Below are 19,446 nucleotides of genomic sequence, written 5' to 3'. Positions count from 1 at the left end.
GTGTCGCACCTGTTCAGGCTGCTCCCCGGAGCAGTGCTCGGCATGGCCGGCAACACCCGCACGGCCATGGTCACGGCTTCCGGATCCACCCTCGTACGCACGGTGGAGAACAGCACGGCGCATCAGCGGGGCGGCGGTCCCGCGTCGGTGCGCCCAGGCGCGACAGTGCGGCCCGCACCACGGATCCGACCGGCTCCACCGGTCCGGTGGATCTCCCCGTCCCCGCCGACGGACGCCCGGAACGGGCGTCCGGAGCAACGAGCGCGCCGCTCTGCGGACGTGCGCCGGCCGGGACACCCGCGCAGCCCCCGCACCCTCGGACAAGGAGCACCGGCCTGACCTGAACCCATGGATCGGCAGTACGCGGAACGGCCCGACGGGCCGATGCGCACGCCGACGGCATCGGCCATGAGGACCCGCGGGCACGAAGAACCGCCCGCAGCCGCGTGGCACGCCCACCACTCGCCATCCGCGCGAGCGAGGACCGCTCGAACACCCCCGCTCGCACCGGTCTCGCCGAAGTCCCCCTCGCCGCAGGCGAGTCGGCGAACAGACCTGCCCCCACCGGGGGCCCGGCGACCGAAGACCCACCTCACGGACGGGCCTGGAACACCTGGGACCGCTCACGGCCCGTCCTCGATCAGCGACCACGACGGAACCCCCACCCCGTACGAATCGGGCTGCGCGACACCCGCGCGCCCTCGACAGCTGAGGAAACGGAATTCGTATGAGCCGCACGAGCCGCACCACCCTGCGCCGATCCCGAATGGCGCTCATAGCCGCGGGCGCACTCGTCGCCGCCGCAGCGGGCTCCGCCACCGCGGCGGCCCCCTTCGGAGCCTCCGCCGCGGCGGCAGCCGGCTGCACGGTCGACTACAAGATCCAGAATCAGTGGAACGGCGGACTCACCGCCGCCGTCAGCGTCACCAACACCGGTGACGCCCTGGCCGGCTGGCAGCTGGAGTGGTCGTTCGCCGGCGGCGAGACGATCAGCCAGGGCTGGAACGCCACGGTCTCGCAGAGCGGCGCCGCGGTCACCGCGAAGGGCCTCTCGTACAACGCGGCGCTCGCCAAGGGGGCTTCCGCGTCCTTCGGCTTCAACGCGACGGGCAACGGCAACAGCGCCGTACCCGCGACCTTCAAGCTGAACGGCGTCACGTGCAACGCCGACCCGACGGACCCCACCGACCCGACCGATCCGACCGACCCGACGGACCCCACGGGTCCGACGGCCCGGGTCAACAACCCGTACGAGGGCGCCAAGGTCTATGTGAACCCGGAGTGGTCGGCCAACGCCGCCGCCGAACCGGGCGGCAGCCGCATCGCTGATCAGCCGACGGGCGTCTGGCTCGACCGCATCGCCGCCATCGAGGGCGCCAACGGCGGAATGGGCCTGCGTGACCACCTGGACGAGGCCCTGGCCCAGAAGGGCTCCGGCGAGCTCGTCTTCCAGGTCGTCATCTACAACCTGCCCGGACGCGACTGCGCGGCGCTCGCCTCCAACGGTGAGCTCGGCCCCACCGAGATCGGCCGCTACAAGACCGAGTACATCGACCCGATCGCCGCCATCCTCGCCGACGAGAAGTACGCCGGTCTGCGCATCGTCACCACGGTCGAGATCGACTCCCTGCCGAACCTCGTCACCAACACCGGCAGCCGGCCGACCGCGACCCCGGCCTGTGACGTGATGAAGGCCAACGGAAACTACCAGAAGGGCGTCGGCTACGCGCTGAACAAGCTCGGCGACGCGCCCAACGTCTACAACTACATCGACGCGGGGCACCACGGCTGGATCGGCTGGGACGACAACTTCGGCCCGTCCGCCGACCTCTTCAAGGAGGCGGCGACGACCGAGGGCGCCACGGTCGACGACGTGCACGGCTTCATCACCAACACGGCCAACTACGGCGCCACGACGGAGGACAACTTCTCCATCGACGACTCCGTCAACGGCACGTCCGTACGCCAGTCGAAGTGGGTCGACTGGAACCGCTACACGGACGAGCAGTCCTTCGCCCAGGCCTTCCGCAACGAGCTGGTCTCGGTCGGCTTCAACTCCGGCATCGGCATGCTGATCGACACCTCCCGCAACGGCTGGGGCGGCGCGAACCGGCCGACCGGGCCGGGCGCGAGCACCAGCGTCGACACCTACGTGGACGGCGGCCGCTACGACCGGCGCATCCACCTGGGGAACTGGTGCAACCAGGCCGGAGCCGGCCTCGGCGAACGGCCGCAGGCGGCGCCCGCCGCGGGCATCGACGCGTACGTCTGGATGAAGCCCCCGGGGGAGTCGGACGGCTCCAGCAAGGAGATCCCGAACGACGAGGGCAAGGGCTTCGACCAGATGTGCGACCCGGCCTACGCGGGCAACGTCCGTAACGGCAACAACCCGTCCGGGGCGCTGGCCGACGCGCCGGTCTCCGGCAAATGGTTCTCCGCCCAGTTCCAGGAGCTCATGAAGAACGCCTACCCGGCGCTCTAAGCTCCGCGCCGGCGGGCTCCGGGCGCTCCCCCGCCCGGGCCCTCCCGCCGGCCGCGCCACCTGTCGAACAGAGCGCGTCCGCGAGTCACCGGCGCGGACGCGCTCCGGCGCGCGGTGGAGCCGGACCCACGGGGCTTCGTCTCCGCCGCCTTGGCCCGGGCCTTCGTCCCGGCGGCGGGCTTCGTGGCGGCGGGCTTCTTCGTGGCGCCGGCCTTCGTGGCGGCGGGCTTGGTCGCGCGCTCGGCGTCCGGCTTCTTCCGGGGCGACGGCGTCCGCGGTCCGGGCTTCTTCTCGTCGGCCGCGGCCGGGTCGTCCGAGAGGGCGTGGTAGCGGTGGCTGATCCGGCGCCCCACCAGCGCGTACCCCAGCAGCGCGCCCGTCGTGTTGAGGATCACGTCGTCGATGTCGAAGGCCCGTCCGGCCACCAGGGCGCCCTGCGTCAGCTCGACGACCGCCATGACGAGCACTGTCAGCACGGTCATCCGGATCATCCGCAGACGGCGCGGCACCAGAATGGGCAGCAGCACACCGAACGGTGTGCCCATCAGGATGTTTCCGCCCGCCTGTTTGCACGCGGCGAGGAAGGTGTAGTCCTCCGCGTACTGCCGCAGGGACCGCCCCGGCCTCAGATTGGACGTCACGATGTCCTCCGAGGCGGGCGACGGGGTGAGCGTCAGCTTCGCCAGGACCACCGAGAACGCGACCAACGCCACGAACGCGGCGGCCAGTACAGCCGCCCGCAGCAGCAGACGCCCTATGCCTCCGTGTCGTGCACTACGATTCGCCTCTGCTGTCATGGCGGAACGAATGCCCCCAACCTCCGCGGCCACACCCCCGGTCCGGGTGCGACCATGTGCGCATGAGCGCACAGAAGAAGGACGAGTTGCTGGCGGAGGCCGTAGGGCTGCGGGAGCAGGGCCATCCCGAACAGGCCAGGGAACGCCTCCTCGCCCTCACCGCCTCGTTCCCGGACGCGGTGGACGTCGCGTACCAGACCGCCTGGGTCCACGATGTGCTCGGCCTCGAGGCCGAGGCGGTGCCGTACTACGAGCGGAGTCTGCAGGGCGACGACCTCACGGGCGAGGACCGCCGGGGTGCGCTGCTGGGTCTCGGCAGCACCTATCGCGTCCTGGGCAGGTACGGGCAGGCCGTCGAAACGCTCCGGCGCGGTGTGTCGGAGTTCCCGGACGACGGGGCGCTGAGGACCTTCCTGTCCATGGCCCTGTTCAACACCGGCGAGCACCACGAGGCCATGCAGCTCCTGCTGCGTCTAGTCGCGACGACGAGCGACAGTCCGCACGTCCAGCAGTACCGGCCGGCCATCGAGCATTACGCGGCAGATCTCACCCGGACCATGTGAGCGCCAGGGAGGCAAGGAGAAGCCCCGGCCGGATCGGGGGAATCCAGCCGGGGCGGCTTGTGTGCGGAGGTGAAGGCGGGCCACTGCCCGGCGGCCCTACGGCCACTCACCCCTACGCATAGATGAACGATAAACCACCGCCGCCCGTTCCCGTACATCGACCCCTGGCCGTGTGATCCACACCACGGCCGTGCAGGCCGGGGCGTCCGCACGGGTCACGGAGCGGTGGCGCGGCCGATCGTCAGCGGGCCTCGCGGAACACGACATGCCGCCCGGCGGCCGGGTCGAACTTCCGCAGCTCCAGCCGGTCGGGATCGTTGCGCCTGCTCTTCCGCGTCACATAGGTGTGGCCGGTTCCGGCCGTGGAGCGGAGCAGGACGACGGGCCTGGTCTCACTGCGCGCCATGGAGCCTCCAGACAAATTCCGACCTCACTCCCGGGGTGGGAATGGGTGTCGTTTTCGTTTCTGGTCCGCACAACGCACACAGGGGCCCCGCCATTCCCGGGCCCCCGCTCCCCCGCGGAGTCGCCGGACGTTCCCACCCAGAGGGCTCGAACGGGCGACCGACGCACATGCGTCATCGACCTCGAACCCCTCATCGAATCGACACCGGACGCCGGCGCCGACCCGCACCGGCGGACGCTTTCGCACTCCTGCGCATATGCCCTGCTCCCGGTCGGTGCGAGCCGTGAGAGGTCGCACGCGCGGGCGTACGCCGAGCGGCTCACGCCCGGCGACTTGCGTCAACTCGCCACCAGGGGCAAGGGTGTTCGGCGGACCCCCGCTCCACTCAGCCGATGGCATATGCCGGAAGCAAGAACGTATCGAGTGTTGCCAAACCCCTTACGGGGCCTCTCGGCCTGTGCAACAGTCGTGTTCGGTCCACCCCACGAACCGGCCGTACCGCCTGTATCGGAGTGCCAGATGCCGTCCCATCTGTTCGCGGACCGCCCCGCCCCACAGCCGCCCGAGCGTGACGCCGTCGACGCCCTGATCAATCGGACCCGGCTGCTGCGCGGCGATGTCGACGCGGTGCGGCGCGACACCTGTGTCATCGACGACGACGATCCCCAGCAGCGCTGGCAGCGAGCCCTCTGCGAACTCGCCGTCCATCAGCTCGACGACCTCGGCGAGCATCTGGGCCAGCTGAGGGACGGCATCTCCCGGGCTCCGGCCGCCGCCGAGCCCGTGGGAGAGCACTCCCCGACGCCGGCCGGGCCGCCGACGGGCTCACTCCTCAGCAGGGTGGGCAGCGCGGAGTGGAATCTGCTCACCGACGAGGTCAGCTGGTCCGATGAGCTGTACCAGATCTTCGGCAGGGACCCGGGGGCGGGAGCGCTGTCCTTGGACGAACTGCCGTCGGTGCTTCTCGCGGAGGACCAGCCTCTCCTGACCTCGATGGTGACCGACTGCCTGGTGGACGGACGCCCGATAGACGGCGAATTCCGCATCCTGCTGCCCGACGGAGGCATGCGCACCCTGCACATGATGGGCGAGCCCGTCCTCGACGCTGACGGCTGCACCGCTTCCATGTGGGCGGTCCTGCGCGATGTCAGCAGGCTGCGGCGCAGCCAGCACATCGTGGGCAGGACCCGGGACACGCTGCGGCGCCAGGAGCACATGGCCCGGGCCGAGCACCGGATGGCAGTGGAGCTCCAGGAGGCCGTTCTCCCCTCGTGGCGGGGGTCGCTGCCCATATCCGACCGGGGCACGAGGGGCCTGGACATCGCCGCGCACTACCTTCCGTCGGGGTCGAGCGACCTCATCGGCGGCGACTGGTACGACGCGCTGCCCCTCCCTGACGGAACGACTCTGCTGACCGTCGGGGACCTCACCGGCCACGGGATCCCGGCGACCTCGGCCATGGCGATGCTGCTCGGGGCACTGCGCGGCATGGCCGTGGCGGGCATCGGACCCGGACCGGTCATGGGCCATCTGAACCAGCTGATCGAAGCCTCGGCACAGCCCGCCCTGGGCAGCGCCGTCTGCTGCCGCTTCGACCCCGCGACCGGAGCCCTCGTCTGGGCGCAGGCAGGACACCCCGCGCCGCTGCTGTTCCGCGACGGGGTGGGGCGTCCGCTGCCCGCGCCGGACGGGGTGCTGCTCGGGGCTGCGTCCGGGGTCACCTACGAGCAGGACCAGGTGGACCTGCTGGCGGGCGACGTACTCGTACTGCACACCGGCGGACTGACGAGCACGGACGACCGGAACGCCGGCCCGGACATGCTTCTGGGGCTGGCGCCTCGGTTCGCGCAGGCCCGCACGGCACAGGAGTGCGTACGGACGGTGGTCGAGGCGCTCGGCTCCGCCGAACGACTCGACGACGCCTGCGTGTTGGTGGCCCGCGTCGAGGCATGAGCGGGCCACGGCCGCCATACCGAAGACCGTCCTGCTGAAGACGTCCTGCCAGAGCTGCCCGTACGGACCCGCCCGCCGTGTGCGGACGGATCAGACCTCTGAACCCTTCGTCTTCTTGCCGGCCACGCGGGGAGGCAGAGCGCGTTCGATCTCCTCCCGCAGGTCCTCGATCTTGGCGTATCCCGCGAACTGGCCGGTGAGGCGGTACATCTCGCGCAGCCGGTCCCACGTGCGGTGCGAGGACGTCTCCCCCATCGACACGAGGGCCAGCCGTGCGTAGCGGTCGGCCTGCTCGGGGTCGTCGGCGATGAAGCACGCGGAGGCCAGAGAGATGTAGTCGAAGATCTTCGACCGCTGGCGCCCGTTTATCCGCAGATCCAGTGCCTGCTTGGCATGACGCTGAGCGGTGGAGGCCGCTCCCGGGTCGTGCTCGGCCAGCGTACGGAAGGCCAGGGCCTGCATCCCGTGCATGTCCGCCTCGTCGAACATCTGCATCCAGCTCGGGGGCGGCACATCGCCCTTGTCCGAGACGAAGAGCTCCTCGGCCTCACCGAGTGTGCGTCGCATGGCCTGCCCGCGTCCCATCGATGCCTGCGCCCAGGCCTCGATGGTGCGCAGCATCGCCCGGGTACGCGGCAGGGTCTCCTCCCCCGAACCCGACTTGGCGAGCTTCATCAGGTCCAGGGCGTCGTCCGGCCTGCCCAGGTGGACCATCTGGCGGGCGGCGCGGGAGAGTGCCTCGCCGGCGCGGGGACGGTCCCCGCCCTCGCGCGCCGCGTGTGCGGCGATCACGAAGTACTTCTGGGCGGTGGGTTCGAGGCCGACGTCGTGGGACATCCAGCCGGCGAGGACGGCGAGGTTGGCGGCGACGCCCCAGAGACGGCGCTGCAGATGGTCGGGGTGGCGGTAGGCGAGCATGCCGCCCACCTCGTTGAGCTGGCCCACGACCGCCTTGCGCTGGAGTCCGCCGCCTCTCGATGCGTCCCAGGCCCGGAAGACCTCGACCGAGCGCTCGAGGGCCTCGATCTCCTCGGATCCGACGGGGGCGGCCTCGTACAGGTCGAAGCCGGCGTTGTCGGCGTACAGGGGATCGTTGAGACCGGAGGCCCGGGCCGCCGGAGCGGGCTCGGAGTGCAGCCAGTCGTACATGGCGCCGGTGAGAGCTGAGCCAGCGGCGAGCGCGGCGCCCGCGCCCACCAAGCCGCGTCGGTTGAGCATGAGGTCCATTCCCGTGAATTCGGTGAGGACCGCTGCCGTCCGTTCGGGCGCCCACGGCAAACCGTCGGGATTGTCTTCCGTCCCGGCTTTTCGCCGCTTCCCCACACGCCCGCGCCGGCCGAACCCGAGGTCCTCGATGGTCACGACACGGCCGAGCCGCTCGGTGAACAGAGCTGCCAACACTTCGGGCACGGGATCGCGGGGGGACTCCCCCATGTCGATCCAGCGCCTCACCCGCGAGGTGTCGGTGGCGAGTTGGAGGTGGCCCATGGCCGCCGCCTGCCTGTTCACCATTCTCGCGAGTTCGCCCTTGGACCAGCCGGCCAGGCCGAACAGGTCCGACAGACGGGTGTTGGGTTCTCCGGTCACGTCAAGCCCCCAGGTTCTCGGCTGACTTGACCCTAGCCCCCCGGCGGATGCCGGGCGAATATTCGCCAGGGTTCGCCAGGGGTCGCTAGATGTTGTGCCACCCGCGATCCGGTGTCAGGTAGGAAAGCGCCACCCCGCCCGGCAGCCCTCGGTACTCCCCAGGGTGCCGGACGGCCGCCGGCCGGGGCGGCGCACGTAACTTGTCGGCGCACGAAGGGATCTGTCTCGCCCATGTACACAGCATCGTCCTCCGTGTCCGCCCCGCCCCGGCCGCTTCGTCCCTTGGGGACGGGCGGCGGGCCGTATCTCGACCCCCGCGCCGCGTCACCGGCGTCCGGCACGGGTCGGACCCGGCGGGCGGCGGGGCCGGGCTCCCCACCGCTCAGCGGACGACTGGACCTGTCCGGTGCCCAGGGCGCGCAGCTACGGATGGCCATCGCCTCCGTGCACCGCATCTGCCCCGAGTTCAACCCGGTTCAGGTGCTGCGCCGCAGCGGGCGATCGGTGCTGATCGTGGGCACCACCGGCCGCGCGACCGCGGTGGCCAAGTGTTTACTTGACCACTCCCCCGCGTGGACGGAGCGGTTCCGGCACGAAATAGCGGCATACCGCGCCTTCGTCAGGCACCGCCCACCGGTCCGGGCCCCGCGGCTCATCGCCGCCGACCCGGAGAACTGCACCCTGGTGATCGAGCGGATGCCCGGACGGGTCGCGGCACTGACGAGGCATCCCGCGGAGGCGCCGCCCCGCGCGGATCTGCGTGCCGTGCTCGGCGCGGTCAGCCGGATCAACGCCTGGAGGCCGCCGGCCGGTCTGTTCGACGCGCCCCTGGACTACGCCTCGCGGATCGCCCGCTATCACGAGCTGGGTCTCTTCACCGACCGTGATCTGGGTGACCTGCAGAAGCTGCTGCACGGTCTGGCCCACGCGGGCGGGCGACAGGGCATGGGCCAGTTCTGCCACGGCGACGCCCTGCTCTCGAACATCCTGCTGCCGCCCACCGGGCCCGTCCTGGTCGACTGGGAGCACGCCGGCTGGTATCTGCCGGGGTATGACCTGGCGACGCTGTGGACCGTGCTCGGCGACGCACCGGCGTCCAGGCGCCAGATCAGCCAGCTGGCACAGGCGTCGGGCGCGGCCGCCCGTGACGCCTTCCTGGTGAACCTCATGATCGTGCTGACCCGGGAGATCCGTACGTACGAGACGGCTGTCCAGCGGGCCATGCGCGAAGGTGCGCCGGCCGGGGGCGGCCAGGCACGGCAGGGGGTGCTGTCCTCCGGCGAGGAGCAGCGGCTGCTGCTGCGCAGGCTGCACGACGACTGCGCCATGGCCCGGCGGGCCGTGCGCGCCGCGGTGGGAACACGCTGACCACGCCGGGTCGACCGGCCTGACGGACGGGGGAAGCGCGCTGCGGGACGTGTGCCGACACACAGGTCCCGCAGCGCGCCGTTCGCCGAATCGGCAGCCGGTCAGGATCCGGCTCGCACCACATCGACGTCGGACGCCTTGACGAAGCCGATCCGGTGACCGATCTGGACCGTCACATACTTCTGATCTCCCCGGAAGTACGTGTGGTCGTAGGGCTTCGAGGAGTCGATCGTCGGTGCGTAGAAGTATCCGTTGGGGGCTTCGCCTCCACCGGGGAAGGCCTGTCCCGCCTTGATGGTGTAGACGAGCGGAGTGCCCACGGTCGGCTTGACGAAGTCCGTGGGGTACTCCGCCTTCTCCGGGTAGGCGACGCCGTACACCGGCACCTCCTCCTTGCCTGCCTTCGGTCGTACGAGACGGCCGGCTGTGGGGCTGACGACCCGGCTTCCGGCGGGCGTGCGGAGCCAGGCCTTCTCCCCGTACCACCAGATCGCCGTCCAGCCGGGTGCCTTGCCGGCGACGACCGCTTGCTGGGTGGCGCTGATCTTGCTGCCCCAGTCCGCGGCGCAGTTCGTCCCCGCCGATCCGTCCGGGTGCAGTCCCGGGTCGGAGAAGAGCGGTGAGTCGTCGGACGGTCCGGTGTGCAGGGGCACCGCGCTGCTGCCCTGCCGGGGCAGGTCGACGCTCTTCTCGCAGTCGCGGAACTCCTGCTGATTCTTGGTGAAGTCCGCGCTGACGGTGACCAGTTCGCTGTTCCGGGGCGCGGTCGGCACGGTGGGCCTGCCGAGCAGCGCCATGAAGCGGTTCCAGTCCCAGTAGGGGCCCGGGTCCCAGTGCATGTTCTGGGTGCCCGCCGCACTGGTGGGCGGTACGCCGTCGTGGCCGAGGATGTGCTGCCGGTCGAGCGGGATGTCGTACTTCGCCGCGAGGTGGCGTACGAGCCGTGCGGTCGAGCGGTACATCTCGTCGGTGTACCACTTGGCGCCCTCGGCTGCGAAGCCCTCCTGCTCGATGCCGATGGAGTGGGTGTTGAGGTACCAGTTGCCCGCCTGCCAGGCGACGTCCTTGTTCTTCACCATCTGTGTGACGTGGCCGTCGGCAGAACGCACCACGTAGTGGGCGGAGGTCTGGTTGGCGGGGTTCTGGAAGATCTTCAGGGTGGTGTCGTAGTCGACCTCGGTGTCGTGCAGGACGATGTACTTGATGGAATTGCTCGCGGGCCGGTTCGCGGTGTCGTAGTTGCCGTAGGTCTCCTTGTCCGCCGGGTCACCGGTCTGCTGGTAGGCCGCGGGGACCCAGTCGCAGGCCAGTCCGCGCGGACATTCGGGTCGTACGGTGGCCGCGCCGGCGGCGGCCGGGGTGAGGAGCGCCACGCTCAGCGCCCCCGCCGTGGTCAGTGCGAGCGCGAGTCTGATCCTCTGCTTCGACGTCATGACAACCCTTCCTGGGCCGGGTGGCAGAGAGGTTCCCAGGGGCGCTCCCCGCGTTCATCGGTCGGCGCACACTCTGTGGCGCAAGGTGTTGATGAGTCAAGAGTGCAGCGTGCTGCTGGACATGAGCTTGTGTGACTATTTCGCGCCGCGCGTGCCCCGTATGGCCGAGGGGTAGTGCTGGCGCCGACAGGACCGGTCCGCGTGGACCGCGCGCAATTCTCGGAAAGGCCGGACGCACCCATGGCACAGCCCTTCTCACTGCCGGACTTCTACGTGCCGTACCCGGCGCGTCTCAACCCCCATCTGGAGGCGGCCCGGAGCCACACCCGGGAGTGGGCGCGCGGAATGGGGATGCTGGAAGGCTCCGGTGTCTGGGAGGAGAAGGACCTGGAGGCCCACGACTACGCGCTGCTCTGCGCGTACACGCACCCGGACTGCTCGGCCGAGGCGTTGTCCCTGGTCACCGACTGGTATGTGTGGGTCTTCTTCTTCGACGACCATTTCCTGGAGCTGTTCAAGCGCACGCCGGACCGGGAGGGCGCGAAGCGGTATCTCGACCGGCTGCCGGCCTTCATGCCGATGGAGCGGGGTGCGGCGACTCCGGAGCCCGGGAATCCGGTGGAGGCGGGGCTGGCCGACCTCTGGACGAGGACGGTGCCCGCCATGTCGGACGCCTGGCGGGCCCGGTTCGCCGAGGCGACGGAGAACCTGCTCAACGAGTCCCTGTGGGAGCTCTCGAACATCAACGAGGGGCGTATCGCCAACCCCGTCGAGTACATCGAGATGCGCCGCAAGGTGGGCGGGGCGCCGTGGTCGGCGGGCCTGGTGGAGTACGCGGCGAGCGCGGAGGTTCCCGAAGCCGTGGCGGATTCACGCCCGCTGCGGGTGCTGAGGGACGCCTTCTCCGACGGTGTGCACCTGCGCAACGACCTCTTCTCGTACCAGCGCGAGGTCGAGGAGGAGGGCGAGAACAGCAACGGCGTCCTGGTCCTGGAGAGGTTCCTGGGCTGCTCCACCCAGGAGGCGGCGGAGGCGGTCAACGATCTGCTCACCTCACGCCTCCAGCAGTTCGAGAACACCGCTCTCACCGAACTGGGTCCGCTCTGCGCGGAGCAGGGGCTCACACCGGACGGGACGGCCGCGGTCCTGGCGTACGTCAAGGGGCTTCAGGACTGGCAGTCGGGCGGCCATGAGTGGCACATGCGCTCCAGCCGCTACATGAACGGGGGTGGTGCGGGCGAGAGCGTCCCCGGTTTCGGGATGGCCGCCGCCTCGCTCCGGCTCACGCCGCGCTCCGAGTCGCTCCGGCTGCGCAGCCGGACGCATGTCCCGTACCAGCGGGTCGGTCCGTCGCTGCTGCCGGACTTCGACATGCCGTTCCGTACGACGCTGAGCCCGCATCTGGAGGGGGCGCGCGTGCGGATCGTGGACTGGGCGCGCCGGATGGGGATCCTGGAGGCGCAGCCGGGCGTGCCGGGTTCGCACATCTGGGACGAGGAGCGGCTCGTCGCGACCGACCTGCCGCTCTGTGCGGCGGGGCTGCACCCGGACGCGACGCCGGACGAGCTCGATCTGTCGTCGGGGTGGCTGACCTGGGGGACGTACGGTGACGACTGGTTCCCGGTGGTGCACGGCCGGACCCGTGATCTGGCGGGTGCGCGCCTGGCCAACGAGCGGCTGTCGCTGTTCATGCCGCTGGACGGCTCGTCCGTGCCGGAGCCGGTCAACGCGCTGGAGCGTGGGCTTGCGGACCTCTGGCGGCGTACGGCGGAGCCGATGGACGAGGGGGCGCGCCGCACCTTCCGGGACGCGGTGGAGTCGATGACGGCGAGCTGGCTGTGGGAGCTGGCGAACCAGGCGCAGAACCGGATTCCCGATCCGGTGGACTACGTGGAGATGCGCCGGGCCACGTTCGGTTCGGATCTCACCATGAGCCTGTGCCGGCTGGGTCACGGCAGGAAGGTGCCGGAGGCCGTCTACCGCAGCGGCCCGATGCGTTCCCTGGAGAACGCCGCGGCGGACTACGCGTGCCTGCTGAACGACCTGTTCTCGTACCAGAAGGAGATCGAGTACGAGGGGGAGGTGCACAACGGGGTGCTGGTCGTCCAGAACTTCTTCGGGGTGGACTACCCGACGGGGGTCGCGATCGTGGACGACCTGATGAACTCCCGGATGCGCCAGTTCCAGCACGTGGCGGAGCAGGAGCTGCCGGTCCTCTACGACGACTTCGACCTGGACGCCGAGGCGAGGGAGGTCCTGGCGGGTTATGTGCTGGAGCTCCAGCACTGGCTGGCGGGGATCCTCATCTGGCACCGGGGCTGCCGGCGCTACCGCGAGGAGGATCTGCGCCGGGGCACCGGGACCCCGTGGCACATCAGCGGCCCCACGGGGTTCGGGACGTCGGCGGCGCGGGTGACACGACTGCTGACGCAGGGACGTTTCAGCCTTGCTGGAACAGCTCCGCGGGAAGCGGCTTCAGCAGGGCGTACAGATCATCGGTGATCGGCCGGTCCCAGCTGGCGATGGTGACGAGGACGCCGTCGCTCCGGTCGAACTGGACGCATGAGATCCGGCTCTCGGAGAGCTTGATACGGCGCACGATCAGCAGGCTGTCGCCCTGCATGACGGGCACGTCCTCGGTGCCGGTGACTTCGACCGGTTCGTCGTTCTCGAGGGCGAGGAGCAGCTGGGCGACCTCGAAGGGGACCTGGCCCTCCTCGGCCTCGCGGGCCGGGGAGCCCTCCGGCAGATTGCCGATGATCATCGCGGGGCCGCGTCCGCCGAAGAGGTCGTAGCGCAGGAACACGCCCTGGCAGCTCCCGTCGGGAGCGGGGAGCAGACCGGCGCCGAGGTTGCCGGGCCAGTCCCCCGGGTCCATGGCCAGGACGTCGAAGTCCGGGCCCGCGGGTGTGGCGGCGCTACGGCGGCGGAGGAAGGACATGGGCCCATGTTACGTGTCCCGGCTCACGTCGCGGAGCCGGGCACTCCTACGCGGACTCGGCGGCCAGCGCTTCGAGCGCGCGGATCGCGTCGGCCGCGCGGGCGTACGGCACGAACAGGTGGTCGTGGTGATATCCGGCGACCACGTTGCAGCTGATCCCGGCGTCGGTGAGGGCCAGGGAGACCGCCGCCGTCAGTCCGACGGCGTCCAGCGCGGAGTGCACGCGGAGCGTGATCCAGGCGGCGGCGAAGTGGTACGTCAGTCCCGCCGCCAGGGCCTGCGCCTCGGGGACGACGAGGGTCAGTCCCTCCTGTTCGGAGACGGTGGCCACCGGGGTGACACCGGTGGGCACCGCTCCCCCGGGCAGGGTCGTGTAGACGTAGCGGCCGGGGTTCAGCTCCGGCCGCATGCCGTGCAGCAGTGTGCGAAGGTCGCGCTCGCCCGTCATGGGGGTCACGCTACGGGTGCGCGGAGGCGGGGCGCCGACGCAGTAAGCCATTCAGGCACGCCATGTATCCATACGCTCACCTTGCGTGGCACCGGCGGTTGATCGCCCATAGCTTCGGCTCATGAGGAAAAGACACATGAAATGCCTGGCGGGTATCACCGTCTCCACGGCCACGGCACTGGGTCTGGCGGCCGTCCCCTCCGCCGCGGCAGGACCCGGTGATCATGTGGTGCGCCCCGGTGACTCGATCCAGAGCGCCGTGGACGCCGCGGACGCCGGCGACACCATCGTCATCCTGCCCGGCACGTACCGCGAGAGCGTCCTGATCACCAAGCCGGGGCTGACCCTGCTGGGCACCCGGGGCCGGACGGTCGTCGCGCCGCCGGCCGCGGACGGCGCCAAGGCCGCCAACGCCTGTGCCACCGGCGGGAACGGCATCTGCGTCATCGGGGCCAAGGGCCGCACCGTCGACGACGTCACCATCCGCTCCCTGACCGTCTCCGGCTTCTCCGGGAACGGCATCTGGGCGTCGTGGACCGACGGGCTCAGCGTCCGCAAGGTGACCGCCGAGTCCAACGGCACCTGGGGCATCGCGCAGGAGCGGTCGACCCGCGGCGACTTCCGGCGGAACACCGCCACCGGCAACGGGGACGCGGGGATCTTCGTCGCGAACTCGGTCAGCGAGGAGGGCGGGGCCACCGACACCGGGGGGACCGCCGTCGTCGACAACTCGGTGAGCGGCAACCGCATCGGCGTCACGGCCCGCCGGGTCAGGAACCTCGTCATCGACGGGAACACCCTGACCGGCAACTGCAGCGGGGTCTTCGTGGTGGGCGACGAGTCCAAGCCAGCGGCGGGTGCGATGACGATCAGCGGCAACCGGATCGTCAAGAACAACAAGTTCTGTCCGGCGACCCCGCGCCTGTCGGCGATCCAGGGCTCGGGCATCGTCCTCACCGGCAGCGAGGCCACGGTCGTACGCTCCAACGTCATCCGGGACAACGTCGGCTCGACCCCGCTCTCGGGCGGTGTCCTGCTGTTCAAGAGCTTCGTGGGCGCCCTCAACACCGACAACACCGTCAGCCACAACCTCGTGCAGGGCAACAAGCCGGCCGACCTTGCCAACGGTGACACCTCGGGCACCGGCAACACCTTCGTCAGCAACACGTGCGGGACGTCCGTCCCGGCCGGCATGTGCGCCGGATGACGGCTCAGCGCCGGACAAGGAGAAACGAGACGGTATGACCACCGTGAGCCCCACCCCCGACACCACCCCCGTCGCGACCCCTGTCACCGTTCCCCAGGTCTCCGCCGCGCAGTCCCCGCCGCCGTCCATGCGGCTCCGGGAGCTGGCGTTCGGGGCCGCATGCGCCGCGGCGGTCCGCGCGGCGGCGAGGCTGCGCGTGGCGGACGCGCTGGGCGATGCCCCGGCATCGGCCGCGGAGCTCGCCCTGGTCGTGGACGCCGAGCCCACGCCACTGCGGCGGCTGCTGCGTGCGCTGTGCTGCTACGGGATCTTCGAAGAGACGGCGGACGGGAAGTTCGTCCACACGGAGATGTCCCGGCTGCTGCGCGAGGACGACCCGAACAGCCTGCGCTACATCTCGCTGTGGTGCACCGAGCCCTGGACCTGGGAGGTCTGGCCGCGGCTCGACGACGCGGTGCGCTCCGGCGCCAGCGTCTTCCCGGAGACGTTCGGCAAGGGCTTCTTCGACTACCTCCACCAGGACGCGGGCGAGTCCGCGCAGGTGTTCAACCGGGCGATGACCACCTCCAGCGTGCAGTCCGCGCAGGACGTCGCCGATCTGCTGGACCTCACCGGGGTGTCCTCGGTCGTCGACATCGGCGGCGGCCAGGGGCACGTCCTCGCGAGCCTGCTGGAGAAGCACCCCTCGGTCCGGGGAACGCTCCTGGACCTTCCGGGTGTCGTGGCCCGCGCGGACGCCCGGCTGCGGGAAGGCGGCGCACTCGCGGACCGCGCACGGATCGTGCCGGGCGACTGCCGTGAGGACATCCCCGTCGAGGCGGATCTGTACATCATCAAGAACATCCTCGAATGGGACGACGAGAGCACACGGCGGACCCTGGGCAACGTGGTCGCGGCGGCCCGCCCGGGCGCCCGCGTGGTGATCATCGAGAACCTCGTGGACGACAGCCCGTCGATGAGGTTCACGACCGCCATGGACCTGCTGCTCCTGCTCAACGTCGGGGGTGCCAAGCACACCCGGGAGAGCCTGGTCGGCCGGATGACCGACGCCGGTCTGCGGGTGGGCGAGGTCCACCCCGTCAACGCGTACCTGCACGCGTTCGAATGCGTCGTGCCGTAGCGCCCGGCCAGGCGCACAGGGACACGCTCCGGGTCCGGCACCCGGAGCGTGTCCCTTCGACGGGCCAGGCGGTCGACCGGATGTGTCCGTCCGGTCGGTGATCAGTGATGCGGTGTGGGGCCGGAGTTCAGGCCTGGCCGGTCTCGAAACGGCTCACGCGGCCGTCCTCGACGGTGAACTGCCAGGTGGTGCGCATGGCACCCCAGGTGTCGTTGCGGTAGTCGACCACCAGGGAGCGGCCGTCCGCGGACTCGGACTCGACGTCCATGCGTCCGTTGGCGGAGAAGATCTCCCGGTCGGCCCAGTCCTGCAGGTCGCGGTCGGTCCCGTCGTCGGACATGGTCGCGCCGGGAGTCAGGACCGAGTCGAAAGCCGCCTTGTCGTTCATGTTGACGGCGGTGACGAAGGCGCGGACGACGGGGTCGGTCAGCTGGTTCACGGGGATCACGCGGGCCTCCTGGTGGGGTTCGTACGTGCCAGTACATGCCAGGGAACAGGGCCATCGGCGCCGCTCACCCGACCCTCACTCGTTCGCCGTGTCGTCGGCCGGCCCGGTCGGCCTCTCGCGGCTGTCGTCCACGATGCGCGGGCCCGGTCCACGGCCCCGCTCCTCATGCCGACGCCACTGCCGAACGCCACGCTCCACCCGGACCTGAGCACCGGCGACCACCGCCCCCACACCCAAGGAGCCGCACCATGCGCGCCATCGTTCAGCACACCTACGGAGAGCCCGAGGTCCTCACCGGGACCGAACTGCCGCTTCCCGAGCCCGGCGTGGGCGAGATCCGCGTACGGGTCGCCGCGGCGGGTGTGAACCCCACCGACTGGAAGCACCGCGACGGCACCATCCCCTACGACCACGGCCTGCCCGCCACCACCGGCTGGGACGTGGCCGGGGTGATCGACAAGGCCGGCCCCGGGGTCACGATCTTCGACGAGGGCGACGCGGTCTTCGGAATGCTGCCGTATCCGTACGAGCCCGGCGGCTACGCCGAGTACGCCACCGGGCCGGCCCGGGCGTTCGCCGCCAAGCCCGACAGCATCGACTTCACGCAGGCCGCGGCGCTGCCCCTGGCCTCGCTGACGGCCTGGCAGGCGCTGAACGACACCGCCGGGCTCACCCGTGGGCAGCGGGTGCTGATCCAGGGCGGTGCCGGTGGCGTCGGGCACCTCGCCGTACAGATCGCCCGCCATCTCGGCGCCGAAGTCGTCGCCACCGCGTCGGCCGCCGACGCCGACTTCGTACGCTCGCTGGGCGCGGACCAGGTGTTCGACTACCGCACCACCACCATCAGCGACGTCCTCACGGACGCCGACGTCGCACTCGTGCCGCTCACCGGGCGGACGCGTCTGGACTCCCTGCGCGCCCTGCGCCGCGGCGGCGTCCTCGTCTCCCTCCTCGGGGCGGACGACGAGGCCCTCGCCCTGGCCGGCGAACGCGGCGTGCGGTACCGCAGCATGATGGTGCAGTCCGACCACGCCGGTATGCAGGCCATCGCCGACATGGCCGCCACAGGCGCATTGCGGGTCAAGGTCGACTCGACACTCCCGCTGTCGAGCGCCGCCGAAGCGCACCGGCTCGGCGAGAGCGGGAGGATCGACGGCAAGCTCGTCCTCATCCCCTGACCTGGACACACACGGAGCCGCCGGCCCAGGTCACGTGGTGGGGCAACTACGGGTCTGGGCGGACGTGCGCCCGGAGGACGCGCAGCTCGCGTCACGACGTCAAGAACAAGACCCACGGCACCATGCGTCTGCCCCACCCGCTCGTAGGTGCTGAGCAGCTATCACGCCGAACCCGGTTCGACGTCCGAGCAGGCGTTGCGGCTACTGGCCGGCTGGGGTGCCGACGCGGCCCGCGACAGGTCCACCGACCCCACACGCTGAGCACGCCGACCGGACCGGACCGGCCGGCTTGAACGGCTCGATCCGGTCCCGCAACGCCTCACTGATCACCCACCGGACGGACACATCCGATCGACCGACCAGATCCGTCGACGAGACACGCTCCAGGTGTCGGACCCGGAGCGATCGGCGGTGTGTCAGGCGGAACCGTCGCTCTCCCAGCGGTAGAACTGCTGCGCCATCGCGTCCTTCGGACCGCGCCAGGTCTCCGGGTCGTAGGGGCTCACGTAGGCGGTCAGCCGGTCGCTGATGGCCTTGAACTCCGGGTGCTCCGTCACCTTGGCGATCTCCGGGCCCGGGGGGTGCTCGGATTCGATCAGGTGCAGGTACACGTCGCCGAACTGGTACAGGGTGCGCCGCTTGACGCCGACGAGGTGCGGCAGATCGGTGTTGTCGGAGGCCGCGAACAGCTTCGCGATGTCCGGCGCCGATTCCGGCGCCATCCGGGCGACGATCAGTGCGTGGTGCATCTGGCTGCCTTTCGGGGCATCAGTTGGCGGGGACGGAGGCGGAGCGGCGTTCCCGGTCGCGCTGCTCGATCTTGTCGCGGATGAGCTCCAGCTGGACGCGGGAGTTGCGGTTGATGTTGTCGGTCATCCACGCGTCGTCGACCGGGGCGTCGGGGCGCATGGCGAAGTCCTGGCGCCAGTGCATGCGCGTACCGCCCGGCACCTCCGAGTACTCCCACCGGATGTCCATGTGCTGGAACGGGCCGGGCTCGACCCGCCGTGCGCGTACGTTGCGGCCCTGGCGGTCCGTGGTGCGCTCGGAGACCCAGCTCCAGACCTTGCCGTTGTCGTCGGGGTGCATCGTGAGACGGAAGGTCGTCTTCTGGCCCTGCCGCTCGATCACCTCGACGGCGGCGTACTCGCTGAACAGCTGCGGCCAGTTCTCGAGGTCGTTCGTCATGTCCCAGACGAGGTCCAGGGGGGCGGCGATGGTGATCTCGTTCTCCGTGTGTCCGGACACGTTCAGACTCCTGTCACTGGGGTGTTGTTCACGAGGTCGAGGAACTCGCCGGGCGTCTTGCACCGGTCGGCGTCGGCGGGCAGCGGACGGCCGTACCGGTTCTCGAGCGCGGCGACGATGCCGAGCAGACCGAGCGAGTCCAGGCCGTACTCGTCGAAGGCCGAGCCGGGCCGGCCGGCCATGTCCGACGGGTCGACGGTCAGGCCGGCGCCGTTCTTCATGAGCGTGGCCAGTTCTTCGTACGTCAGTCGATCGTTCACGGGGGTC

At 70.5% G+C, this 19,446-nt stretch carries 18 protein-coding genes and 1 pseudogene; 9 read left to right on the top strand and 10 right to left on the bottom strand.

The window, feature by feature from the left end:
* The first annotated feature begins 727 nt into the window (after positions 1-727).
* A complete protein-coding gene (locus ACZ607_RS13125; RefSeq protein WP_469734739.1) occupies positions 728-2,482 on the top strand; it encodes a glycoside hydrolase family 6 protein in 1,755 nt (584 codons plus the stop codon).
* Here ACZ607_RS13125 and ACZ607_RS13120 read toward each other — a convergent pair.
* On the bottom strand, positions 2,479-3,279 hold the full coding sequence (locus ACZ607_RS13120) for a VanZ family protein (protein ID WP_469734737.1): 801 nt from the start codon (positions 3,277-3,279) through the stop codon (positions 2,479-2,481). The genes ACZ607_RS13125 and ACZ607_RS13120 overlap by 4 nt on opposite strands.
* Before the next feature lie 62 nt (positions 3,280-3,341).
* Between ACZ607_RS13120 and ACZ607_RS13115 the strand changes: the two genes are divergently transcribed.
* Positions 3,342-3,842, top strand: a complete 501-nt coding sequence (locus ACZ607_RS13115; RefSeq protein ID WP_469734735.1) for a tetratricopeptide repeat protein — start codon at positions 3,342-3,344, stop codon at positions 3,840-3,842.
* Between the two features lie 241 nt (positions 3,843-4,083).
* Here ACZ607_RS13115 and rpmG read toward each other — a convergent pair whose 3' ends face one another.
* Positions 4,084-4,248: a 50S ribosomal protein L33 gene (rpmG, locus tag ACZ607_RS13110; protein WP_103515106.1), complete on the bottom strand. Its 165-nt coding sequence runs from the start codon at positions 4,246-4,248 to the stop codon at positions 4,084-4,086.
* Positions 4,249-4,767: 519 nt separating this feature from the next.
* Here rpmG and ACZ607_RS13105 point away from each other — a divergent pair.
* Positions 4,768-6,201 carry a PP2C family protein-serine/threonine phosphatase gene (locus tag ACZ607_RS13105; RefSeq protein WP_469734733.1) on the top strand — a complete coding sequence of 478 codons (1,434 nt, stop codon included), beginning with the start codon at positions 4,768-4,770 and terminating at the stop codon, positions 6,199-6,201.
* A 90-nt stretch (positions 6,202-6,291) separates the two neighbouring features.
* Here ACZ607_RS13105 and ACZ607_RS13100 read toward each other — a convergent pair whose 3' ends face one another.
* Positions 6,292-7,788, bottom strand: coding sequence for a DNA-binding protein NsdB (locus tag ACZ607_RS13100; RefSeq protein ID WP_469734731.1), 1,497 nt, complete (start codon positions 7,786-7,788; stop codon positions 6,292-6,294).
* 231 nt (positions 7,789-8,019) lie between these two features.
* Here ACZ607_RS13100 and ACZ607_RS13095 point away from each other — a divergent pair, with 231 nt between their 5' ends.
* Complete coding sequence (locus tag ACZ607_RS13095; protein ID WP_469734729.1) at positions 8,020-9,156, top strand: aminoglycoside phosphotransferase family protein; 1,137 nt, start codon at positions 8,020-8,022, stop codon at positions 9,154-9,156.
* 101 nt (positions 9,157-9,257) lie between these two features.
* Here the strand turns inward: ACZ607_RS13095 and ACZ607_RS13090 are convergent, their stop codons facing one another.
* The gene (locus ACZ607_RS13090) at positions 9,258-10,589 is read right to left on the bottom strand and encodes an N-acetylmuramoyl-L-alanine amidase (protein WP_469734727.1); all 1,332 of its coding nucleotides are present in this window, start codon (positions 10,587-10,589) and stop codon (positions 9,258-9,260) included.
* 240 nt (positions 10,590-10,829) lie between these two features.
* Between ACZ607_RS13090 and ACZ607_RS13085 the strand changes: the two genes are divergently transcribed.
* Positions 10,830-13,091 carry a family 2 encapsulin nanocompartment cargo protein terpene cyclase gene (locus tag ACZ607_RS13085; protein WP_469734725.1) on the top strand — a complete coding sequence of 754 codons (2,262 nt, stop codon included), beginning with the start codon at positions 10,830-10,832 and terminating at the stop codon, positions 13,089-13,091.
* Here ACZ607_RS13085 and ACZ607_RS13080 read toward each other — a convergent pair.
* Positions 13,030-13,530, bottom strand: a complete 501-nt coding sequence (locus tag ACZ607_RS13080; protein ID WP_322986605.1) for a hypothetical protein — start codon at positions 13,528-13,530, stop codon at positions 13,030-13,032. The genes ACZ607_RS13085 and ACZ607_RS13080 overlap by 62 nt on opposite strands.
* 46 nt (positions 13,531-13,576) lie before the next feature.
* Positions 13,577-13,978, bottom strand: coding sequence for an ACT domain-containing protein (locus ACZ607_RS13075; RefSeq protein ID WP_469734723.1), 402 nt, complete (start codon positions 13,976-13,978; stop codon positions 13,577-13,579).
* Between the two features lie 136 nt (positions 13,979-14,114).
* Between ACZ607_RS13075 and ACZ607_RS13070 the strand changes: the two genes are divergently transcribed.
* Both ACZ607_RS13070 and ACZ607_RS13065 read left to right on the top strand, forming a co-directional pair.
* Complete coding sequence (locus tag ACZ607_RS13070; protein ID WP_469734721.1) at positions 14,115-15,185, top strand: right-handed parallel beta-helix repeat-containing protein; 1,071 nt, start codon at positions 14,115-14,117, stop codon at positions 15,183-15,185.
* A gap of 34 nt (positions 15,186-15,219) precedes the next feature.
* Complete coding sequence (locus tag ACZ607_RS13065) at positions 15,220-16,305, top strand: methyltransferase (protein WP_469734719.1); 1,086 nt, start codon at positions 15,220-15,222, stop codon at positions 16,303-16,305.
* A gap of 127 nt (positions 16,306-16,432) precedes the next feature.
* Here the strand turns inward: ACZ607_RS13065 and ACZ607_RS13060 are convergent, their stop codons facing one another.
* Positions 16,433-16,753, bottom strand: a complete 321-nt coding sequence (locus ACZ607_RS13060; RefSeq protein ID WP_469734717.1) for a nuclear transport factor 2 family protein — start codon at positions 16,751-16,753, stop codon at positions 16,433-16,435.
* Positions 16,754-17,001: 248 nt separating this feature from the next.
* Here ACZ607_RS13060 and ACZ607_RS13055 point away from each other — a divergent pair, with 248 nt between their 5' ends.
* Entirely contained in the window at positions 17,002-17,931 is a 930-nt protein-coding gene (locus ACZ607_RS13055) for an NADP-dependent oxidoreductase (protein WP_469734716.1), read from the top strand.
* 92 nt (positions 17,932-18,023) lie between these two features.
* A pseudogene (locus ACZ607_RS13050) lies at positions 18,024-18,192 on the top strand (transcriptional regulator); the annotation flags it as partial.
* 155 nt (positions 18,193-18,347) lie between these two features.
* On the opposite strand, the gene ACZ607_RS13045 reads toward ACZ607_RS13050, so the two are convergent.
* Genes ACZ607_RS13045 through ACZ607_RS13035 form a run of 3 tightly spaced genes read right to left on the bottom strand, consistent with a single transcriptional unit; the run spans position 18,348 to position 19,439 of the window.
* A complete protein-coding gene (locus tag ACZ607_RS13045) occupies positions 18,348-18,680 on the bottom strand; it encodes a TcmI family type II polyketide cyclase (protein ID WP_469734715.1) in 333 nt (110 codons plus the stop codon).
* A 19-nt stretch (positions 18,681-18,699) separates the two neighbouring features.
* Positions 18,700-19,179 (bottom strand): SRPBCC family protein, encoded by a 480-nt coding sequence (locus ACZ607_RS13040; RefSeq protein ID WP_099171220.1) that lies wholly within the window; start codon positions 19,177-19,179, stop codon positions 18,700-18,702.
* 2 nt (positions 19,180-19,181) lie between these two features.
* A complete protein-coding gene (locus tag ACZ607_RS13035) occupies positions 19,182-19,439 on the bottom strand; it encodes an acyl carrier protein (RefSeq protein ID WP_383193856.1) in 258 nt (85 codons plus the stop codon).
* Positions 19,440-19,446: the final 7 nt, after the last annotated feature.

It is taken from the genome of Streptomyces sp. NPDC104381 (assembly GCF_055583745.1).
Note: the sequence above shows the minus strand (reverse complement) of the source record. Positions and strands in the feature narration are given on the sequence as shown.